Source organism: Pedobacter sp. 01N416 (assembly GCF_056399685.1).
This window is the reverse complement of record NZ_JBFTRT010000203.1, coordinates 1-8,006: the sequence shown is the minus strand read 5'-3', so window position 1 is coordinate 8,006 and position 8,006 is coordinate 1. Positions and strand designations below refer to the sequence as shown.

The following is an 8,006-nucleotide window of genomic DNA, read 5'->3' as shown; positions in this document are numbered from 1 at the left end:
ACCATGTAGTGGGCCCCAAAGTGCAGCAATACCAGCAGCAATTGAAGCATATAAATTACAATCAGATGAACCTACGATACGAACGGTAGATGCTGAACAGTTTTGCTCGTGATCTGCATGCAGAATAAGCAATTTATTCATCGCATTAACCACAATCGGATTTACATCATAATCCTCTGTACGTTGTCCAAATGTCATCCAAAGGAAATTGGTAACATAATCGTATTTATTTTTAGGATAAATAAGCGGATGACCTAATGATTTTTTATAAACGAAAGAAACAATGGTTGGGAATTTAGCCAAAAGTTTGATAATGGTTAAATCTTGTTCTTCTGCAGTTTGATTTGGCTTTAAGCACTCAGGATAGAATGTAGACAATGAGAAAATCAGGGAACCTAATTGACCCATTGGATGAGATCTTGATGGGTAACCATCAAAAAATTTCTTCATGTCCTCATGGATCAAAGTATGCTTGCTTATGTCAGCCTGTAGATCTTCAAGTTGTTTTTGTGTTGGCAGATCTCCATAAATGATCAGATAAATAACCTCTAAAAAACTCGATTTTGCGGCAAGCTCTTCAATCGAATAACCTCTATATTTTAAAATGCCTTTTTCACCATCTAAAAAAGTGATTTTACTCTTTGTAGAACCAGTGTTTTTAAAACCAGTATCTAAAGTAACAAAACCTGTTAGATCTCTTAATTTTGAAATATCAATGGCCTTTTCATCTTCTGTTCCTGTAATTACTGGCAATTCTACTGTCTTACCATCAACTTTGATCTCTGCAATATCTGACATATTATTGTATTGTGTTTATAGCTTTCTAAATTATATAAAATTAATATACATGCATAACAAATCTGTTAAATTAATATGAATAATTAGTCAAAATGACGTAACAATCGTGCTTAATTAAACAGGATCTGAAATCTTATTTTGCTTTGATTTCTTCGGCAACTCTCCCACACTCCAGCATTTCTTTGCCGTAATAAGGATTTTTAATTTCCTTTTCGGTTGATAACCAGTCACCTCCATCTCCTTTATTCGCCATTGGGCAATGCTGAACATAAATTGTGCCTTTTTCTATTTCCGCATTCTTTAATAATGCAATTAAATCAGCGCTTAAAACCGTGAAATCTTTTCTTTGTGAAACGAGATTATTGCTTGCCGCGATTTTGCCCGCAACAGCTGCAGTAGGCTCACAACCTTTATAAGCAGCCAAACTCGTTTGTAAAAGCGCTGCAGATTTTTGTGCGTTTGCTGAATCTGATTTTACCAACGCATTTTTTAAATCTACATATTGGTTAAAGATTTCAGATTTCTGCCTGTCTTTTATAGAAACCTCATTTTTAACCGATGCTGAATCTGTTTTTGTTGAATCTTTAGTTTCTGTAGATTTTTTTTCAGCCTGGTTACAGGCCATTAAAGCGGTAAGTATTACTAATCCGAATATTCTTTTCATTGTATTTGGTTTTCGGCTCAAAATAGCAATTAAAATGGTAAATAAATAAAAAAGTCCCGATTTTCATCGGGACTTTAAATTAAATGATGTTCTAATTATAATTTGAAATTATATCCTAATCTCAGGTTAAATTGACCGGTTTTCATGAAATAGAGATCAGAAGCGCTATTGTTTACATAACCTTCGTATTTGATACCCAGATCTAAACCATTTTTCCACTCATAGCCTAGACCGCCTGTATAAATAAAGTTCATGTTAGCACCATCTTTTATGGCCAAACCTGAACCTAGCTCAGTACTTAAATACATTCTCTCGATCGGAAACACTCTAACGCCACCTAATAAAGGGATGAATTCGAATTTTAGCGGGCTTCCCTTCCATTTTAATCTGGTATAACCACCTGAAGCGGTAAGGGCCACATAAGGACTCAGATCATATTGAAGTCTTACATCTGCACCATAACCATAATCCATTTCAGACTTATCTGGAAATAATCCACCATTTACGCCTACGCCAATTTTAAAAGCCATACCGCTTCCTGGTGTCATTCGTTCAGTAGAACCCATAGTTTGTGCCTTTAGATTTGATGTGGTTAATATTGCAAGGGCCGTTAATGTCGTTGCAAAAAGTTTAGTAACTGTTTTCATTTTAGATATTTTAGGTTATTAATTAAGGGTTTAGTTTATATACGTTAAAATACCTGAGGTGGATTTTCAAATTTTCATTTTTTTCAGAATGTTATGAAATAAAAAAAGCCTCCTTAAAAAGGAGGCTTTCAATGCTATTTGTGTTTAGCTTACAGGCTAAATCCGTATGCTAAACGTAGGCCAACATAACCAGTACTGCTACCATCTCTAGCTAAGCCTTCGTATTTTACGCCTAAATCTAAACCGTTACTCCATGCATAACCCAGAGCTGGTGAATACACAAATGATGTTCCGCTACCTTCGTTTGTACCGAAACCAGCACCAAGCTCTGCTAAACCATAAATACCAGAACCTGATTCATTAAAGAAATATTTAACACCAGCTTTTACAGGAATGTATCCAAAATCCGGAATATCTACACCAGTATTGCCAATTTCTTTACCTAAGAAACGGGTATAACCAGCAGTAACAGGAATCGATAATTGTTTATCGATATCAAACTGATAACGTAAATCTGCACCAAGCGCCACGCTATATGCATCGCTTGTTGGTATACCACCAAAAATACCTATTCCTAATTTTTGAGAAGATTGCGCATTAGCATTTGTAGTAAAGAATAAAGCCACGACAGCTGCTGAAGTAGCAATGATTTTAGTAATTGTTTTCATTTTAAGATATTGTTTTTGAGTTAAACTAATATGCTGCAACGAATACAAAGGTTGTGCCAGAATGGCTTTTTTAATACTATTTAGGCCATAAACCAACATTAAGATGACCAATAAAAGTTAATTTTCATTAAGTGAAACTTTTTCAATTACCAACTGTTGTAACAGGTTTGTAGGTGCTGATGCATCGAACCAAATAACCTCAACATTGTCCTTTTCCATTTTCCTGAAAAAGGTATTTTGCCGTTTAGCATATTGGCAAATGGCGATGCCAAGTTTTAGTTTCAGTTCATCAAATGTGAATAAGTCATCCAGGTAATTCACAATGAATTTATATTCCAACCCATAAAAAACCAGAATTTCTTTACTAATACCTTCTTTAAGCAATTGCGCTACTTCTTCAATTAAGCCTGCTTCAAATCTTTCGTTCAGTCTTGTTAGAATTTTAGCTCTGGTTATTTCTACTTCATTCTTCAATCCAAAAATAATGGGTTTGAGCACTGGTCTATCGACAACTTCTAGTTGATTGTATTGGAGGTAATGGGATATTTCTAATGCCCGGATCAACCTCTTTTTTGAGGATAAGTCAACATGATCAATATTCTGGCTATTATCACTTTGTAATTTTGAAATCAACGCTTCTTTCGATAATAAATTTAATTGATCTCGTAATTGTTGATTTACGGGAATTGCGGTAAAAGTTTGGTTTTGCAAAAGGCTGTGGATATACATTCCTGTTCCGCCACAGAGAATGGGAATTTTGTCTTTTCCTGTTATAGATTCAAAGGCCTTGTAGAAATCGTTTTTAAAGGCATCTACATGATAACGTTCACCAGGTTCTAAAATATCGATTAAATGATGAGGAATTGTTTTGCCGTTAATATGATATTCTGGCAAATCTTTACCAGTACCAATATCCATCCGTTTAAATATCTGACGGCTATCGGCACTAATAATTTCGCCATTTAACGCATCAGCAACACTTACAGCAAGTTTCGTTTTGCCCGATGCCGTTGCACCTAAAATGATGATGAGATTATGCTGATCCATTAAAATTTGAGGATAAACTTTAAACTTCCTGTATTAAACACTTCTGTTGTAAAACCCTGAATATCCTTTTTTAGCTGACGATTTAGATCTTTATCCAGAACATAAGTCTGCGGATCCAAAATTGCCGTTTGCTTAAAACCCAATTTAATATAGGCTTCTCCTGCCGACCAGTCACGATCTGCATAAGTCATGAGGTCATTAGATTTATACGTTTCAGCGAAAAAAGCAATCAACTTGCTAAGCCCTCCAGTAACAGAATAGCCAGCTTTAACGGCAAACCTGATCAATTCTGCTGATTTATAATTTTCGGTATGGTTCATTTTACGTAGTGCCGAAAAAGTAGCAACCGCTACAAGCGCTTCTTTTTCGAATAAACCAATTTTATAACGACTGCTTACTGAGCCCTGCAAGTGATTTTCAATTAAAAAAGAATCGGCAACGGGTTTAGTAATTTTGAATACTTTGGTTTTTCTACCGTGAATACGGATATTTTTACCCAGCAAAGATTTTATTCTCGCTAAAACCTGATCTGGTCTTGATTGCCACAGATCTTCCCAAAGATGAATGAGTTTAATGCCTTCCTGGCGATACTTTTCCTGCAGCCCAATGAGGTGTTGTGGAGTAAATTTATTGTTTAAACTTACCAGATGAATGATCAATTGAGGATCAGTCCGTAATAATCGAAATTCATGTTCTAAAAAAAGAAGGCACCCAATTTTGTTATTAGCAAGTGCTAAGCTTAATTGATGATGCCAGATAACGTCAGAAGTTAAATTATTCAATCAGTAGAAGGTTTTTAGAAAAATTATCTACTGCAAATTTAACCATCAGATTGTTAAATCCATTCTTTTTCTTTAAAGTTAGTATGGATAATTTCTACCAGCGTTTCAACTTCTTTTAATTTAGAATCATCAAGTGCTGAAATTTTAAAACCCGCTTTGTTTTTACCAAAATCGCTTAAATTATGATTTGTAGTAGAAAATTCATCTGTATTGATTTTAACTTCTACAGCATTCCCATTAATATAAACACCTGTAAAAAATCGTTCGGTCACTTTTTCACCGTTTAATTCAATGTTTTTTTCACTGTAAAGATCATAGCCGTTCTCCGAATTTTCGTGCACCGTATATCCACGGGTGGCGTATGGCTGTAATCCAGCTCTAATGGTCTGGAAAATTTCAACAAGATCAGTTTTCATAATTGTATTTGATTTTAGAATTAAACACCATAGTACAATTATTGTTTAGTTTTTATTCTTCAAGCCACCAGTTTTCAGTCGGTAAATATTCATTTAAAATTATTGTTTCACCCAATTTTGGAGTAACCAAAGGAAGCTGCTTTGTTGCTGCAGCTAAAACCACTCTTTTTATAGGCTCATTCCATGGGTGCATGGCTAAGCTGAATTTGCCCCAATGTACCGGCATCAAAACTTTTGCTTTTAAATCGATTGCTGCCTGCACTGTTTCTTCAGGAAACATATGGATGTATGGCCAATAAGCATTGTACTGTCCGCACTCGAGCAAGGCTAAATCGAAAGGACCGAACTCCTCGCCTATTTTAGCAAAGTGTGTATCGTAACCAGAGTCGCCACCCAAGAATAGCTGGTAGTTCTCAGTTTTCAATACAAAAGCCGACCAAAGCGTTTGATTTCTTTTAAACTTTCTCCCCGTAAAATGCCTTGCCGGAACGGCTGTTAACTTCAGGCTACTAAATAATGTGAGCGATTCGTTCCAGCACAATTCATTGATCTTATCAGTTTTAATTCCCCATTTTTCTAAATGTTCTCCAACTCCCAACGAACTCACAATCGTTTTAACTTGTGGTGCAATTTTTAAAATGCTATTATAATCAAGGTGATCGTAATGATCATGTGTGATGAGCAGGATATCAATATTCTTAAATTCTTCCGCTTTCACAACATCTGTACCTAAAAAAGCCTTACTCCCAATAAATGAAAACGGAGATGGGGTTTTGCTAAAAACAGGATCAACCAGAATTCTTAAGCCCTCTACTTTGATGAGGTATGATGAATGTCCAAACCATATAATTTCAGGAGCGCCGCTTTTAGGGCTTCCATTTAGGTTAGGTGAAATAAAATGAAGTGCTTTATCTGGAGCCTTATTAGGATGTTTTTCGAAAAGAAATGCATTTAAAACTTTAAAAAAACTAACACCTTCAGGCTGCATTAATGTTATCGACTGATTTTGCAATGCACCATCACGATAGTTAGCCAAATGGTGGATTTTTTCCAATCGTAATCCCTTGGGTAAACGGCCAAAAACAGGAAGGTTCGTTATAATGAAGAACGCGATTAAGATAAAAAGTAAAATGTATACAGCTATCATTTTTTAAAATTAATAAAACCAAAGTAGGAATATGATTTTAAAAAAGAAGCCTGAGTGAGTTATATGACGTATGGATTACTTCTTAAGCGTTTAAATAGCAATACCTCAACTTATTGAAGTATTGCTGTAAAAGCTTTAAAATAATTAGAATAAGGCACTACTTTATTTATAACAAGCATAAATTTTATACCTTTGAATAAGGGTTAAACATATAGCTTAGATAACTTTTGTGCCTGCTTGCAGGAAAATAATCCGATTTGGCGAGGAGTGGTACGAACACTTCTCGTCTTTTTTGTTTAAATACCCCTCCAAATTGAGGGGTACTATTGTTAATCATTGGGGTGTAATTTATGATTGTATATCAATTTCTTTTTTTAAAGGGCTAAAATTGCATTCTATTTATAATTTTTCTATTATTATTTTTTAGAACGTATAGCTTTTAGCTTTTCCGAAAGTATTGATATTTATATAGCAGAGGAAAGAAATGAGAAAAAAAAACAACGCAAACGTTTGATTAATTTTGTATTATTACATATTGAAGAAATTTAATGTAGTTTAGCACTCAGAATGCAGTCGAAACCAACAACCATCAAAGAGATAGCCAGAATCTTAAACATTTCTCCATCCAGTGTTTCCAGGGGATTGCACGATCATCCGAGCATTGGAGCAGTAACCAGGGAGAAAATTAAGCAGTTGGCGAAATCTCTAAACTATGAGCCTAATAATGCGGCAATTCTTTTTCAAAAAGGGAAAACATATACTATTGGCGTAATTTTACCTGAGCTATCCGAACACTTTTTCTCTATTGCTATTTCTGCAATTGAAGATGAAGCCATTAAGAAAAACTATACAGTTATTTTTGCGCAGTCGCACGATAATTACGATCAGGAAGTAAAGCTCGTTGAAAAAATGAAAAATCAACGGGTAGATGGTTTATTGGTATCCATCAGTAAAGACACTTCAAAGTTTGATCATTTCGAGAAGCTCAATTCATTCAATATACCTGTCGTATTTTTTGACCGGATACCTCCTTTTAAAAACGTGCATTATGTAGCGTGTAGCTTAGAAAGTGCAACAATTAAAGCGGTGAACTATCTTTTGAAAAAAGGACATAGAAGTATTGGGATGATTAATGGGCCAAGTACATTGTACGCAAGTGAGGAACGTAAAGATGGCTATATGCAGGCGATTACTTTTAACCGCTTAAAATTTGATCCATCTTTAGTGGTAAACTGTGATTTAACTGAGGAAGGTACTATCGATGCTGCCAATCAATTTTTAAATCATAAGCGTAAACCTACAGCAATTGTGGCCTTTAACGATTATGTAGCACTTTTCCTGATTAAGTATTTTAAAAAGCTGAATGTAATTAATGATTTTGACGTAGTGAGTTATGCAAATCTGCCCATTATCAGCTATTTGGATAATTCGCCGGTAGCTTCAGTTGAACAATACCCCTATTTACAAGGACAAAAAGCAGCTAATATTTTGTTAGATCTTATTCATAGCCCTAATTCTGAGAACCAAGCCTACTACAACACCATTGTAGAGTCTGATTTGATTGTAAACGAGGTAAAAGAATAAACAAACGTTTGCGCTAAATTTCTAGTTTTTGTTTAAACTTCCAGGTAAAACATTAAACTGTTTTTTAAAAGCAGTGATAAAATGTTGTGCATTTTTATAACCTACAAGGAAGGCAACTTCATTCACCGTTTTCTTTTCCTTGGATAGAAAATAGTGCGCCTTTTCCATCCTGATTTTATATAAATAGCCAAACACTGTATAGCCGGTAAGTTCTTTAAATCCTCTTTTAAGTTTATAGTCATTAATCCCAGCC

Annotated in this window: 10 protein-coding genes; 1 reads left to right on the top strand and 9 read right to left on the bottom strand. The window is 34.9% G+C overall.

Annotated elements, in window-relative coordinates; translation table 11 throughout:
• The 8 genes from AC1DND_RS12995 to AC1DND_RS12960 all read right to left on the bottom strand — a co-directional run.
• Positions 1 to 798 (bottom strand): citrate/2-methylcitrate synthase (locus AC1DND_RS12995; protein WP_477582153.1); only part of this gene is annotated, 798 nt, incomplete at its 3' end.
• Positions 799 to 931: 133 nt separating this feature from the next.
• Positions 932 to 1,462 carry a DUF3347 domain-containing protein gene (locus AC1DND_RS12990; protein ID WP_477582152.1) on the bottom strand — a complete coding sequence of 177 codons (531 nt, stop codon included), beginning with the start codon at positions 1,460 to 1,462 and terminating at the stop codon, positions 932 to 934.
• 95 nt (positions 1,463 to 1,557) lie between these two features.
• Complete coding sequence (locus tag AC1DND_RS12985) at positions 1,558 to 2,109, bottom strand: hypothetical protein (RefSeq protein ID WP_477582150.1); 552 nt, start codon at positions 2,107 to 2,109, stop codon at positions 1,558 to 1,560.
• A 149-nt stretch (positions 2,110 to 2,258) separates the two neighbouring features.
• On the bottom strand, positions 2,259 to 2,777 hold the full coding sequence (locus AC1DND_RS12980) for a hypothetical protein (protein ID WP_477582149.1): 519 nt from the start codon (positions 2,775 to 2,777) through the stop codon (positions 2,259 to 2,261).
• Positions 2,778 to 2,894: 117 nt separating this feature from the next.
• Positions 2,895 to 3,824, bottom strand: coding sequence for a tRNA (adenosine(37)-N6)-dimethylallyltransferase MiaA (miaA, locus tag AC1DND_RS12975; protein ID WP_477582147.1), 930 nt, complete (start codon positions 3,822 to 3,824; stop codon positions 2,895 to 2,897).
• Positions 3,824 to 4,606, bottom strand: a complete 783-nt coding sequence (locus tag AC1DND_RS12970) for a hypothetical protein (protein ID WP_477582146.1) — start codon at positions 4,604 to 4,606, stop codon at positions 3,824 to 3,826. The genes miaA and AC1DND_RS12970 overlap by 1 nt, the downstream gene beginning before the upstream one ends.
• A gap of 53 nt (positions 4,607 to 4,659) precedes the next feature.
• A complete protein-coding gene (locus AC1DND_RS12965) occupies positions 4,660 to 5,022 on the bottom strand; it encodes a hypothetical protein (protein ID WP_477582144.1) in 363 nt (120 codons plus the stop codon).
• A 52-nt stretch (positions 5,023 to 5,074) separates the two neighbouring features.
• Positions 5,075 to 6,169 carry an MBL fold metallo-hydrolase gene (locus tag AC1DND_RS12960; protein WP_477582142.1) on the bottom strand — a complete coding sequence of 365 codons (1,095 nt, stop codon included), beginning with the start codon at positions 6,167 to 6,169 and terminating at the stop codon, positions 5,075 to 5,077.
• A gap of 567 nt (positions 6,170 to 6,736) precedes the next feature.
• On the opposite strand from AC1DND_RS12960, the gene AC1DND_RS12955 reads away from it, so the two are divergent.
• The gene (locus AC1DND_RS12955) at positions 6,737 to 7,753 is read left to right on the top strand and encodes a LacI family DNA-binding transcriptional regulator (protein WP_215128868.1); all 1,017 of its coding nucleotides are present in this window, start codon (positions 6,737 to 6,739) and stop codon (positions 7,751 to 7,753) included.
• A gap of 21 nt (positions 7,754 to 7,774) precedes the next feature.
• Here AC1DND_RS12955 and AC1DND_RS12950 read toward each other — a convergent pair.
• A partial coding sequence (locus tag AC1DND_RS12950) for a helix-turn-helix domain-containing protein (protein WP_477582140.1) occupies positions 7,775 to 8,006 on the bottom strand: 232 nt, incomplete at its 5' end.

Excerpts from the sequence above, each read along its gene's own strand:
- AC1DND_RS12990 (WP_477582152.1), bottom strand. The coding sequence starts at position 1,462 with ATGAAAAGAATATTCGGATTAGTAATACTTACCGCTTTAATGGCCTGT.
- AC1DND_RS12985 (WP_477582150.1), bottom strand. The coding sequence starts at position 2,109 with ATGAAAACAGTTACTAAACTTTTTGCAACGACATTAACGGCCCTTGCA.
- AC1DND_RS12980 (WP_477582149.1), bottom strand. The coding sequence starts at position 2,777 with ATGAAAACAATTACTAAAATCATTGCTACTTCAGCAGCTGTCGTGGCT.
- miaA (WP_477582147.1), bottom strand. The coding sequence starts at position 3,824 with ATGGATCAGCATAATCTCATCATCATTTTAGGTGCAACGGCATCGGGC.
- AC1DND_RS12965 (WP_477582144.1), bottom strand. The coding sequence starts at position 5,022 with ATGAAAACTGATCTTGTTGAAATTTTCCAGACCATTAGAGCTGGATTA.
- AC1DND_RS12960 (WP_477582142.1), bottom strand. The coding sequence starts at position 6,169 with ATGATAGCTGTATACATTTTACTTTTTATCTTAATCGCGTTCTTCATT.
- AC1DND_RS12955 (WP_215128868.1), top strand. The coding sequence starts at position 6,737 with ATGCAGTCGAAACCAACAACCATCAAAGAGATAGCCAGAATCTTAAAC.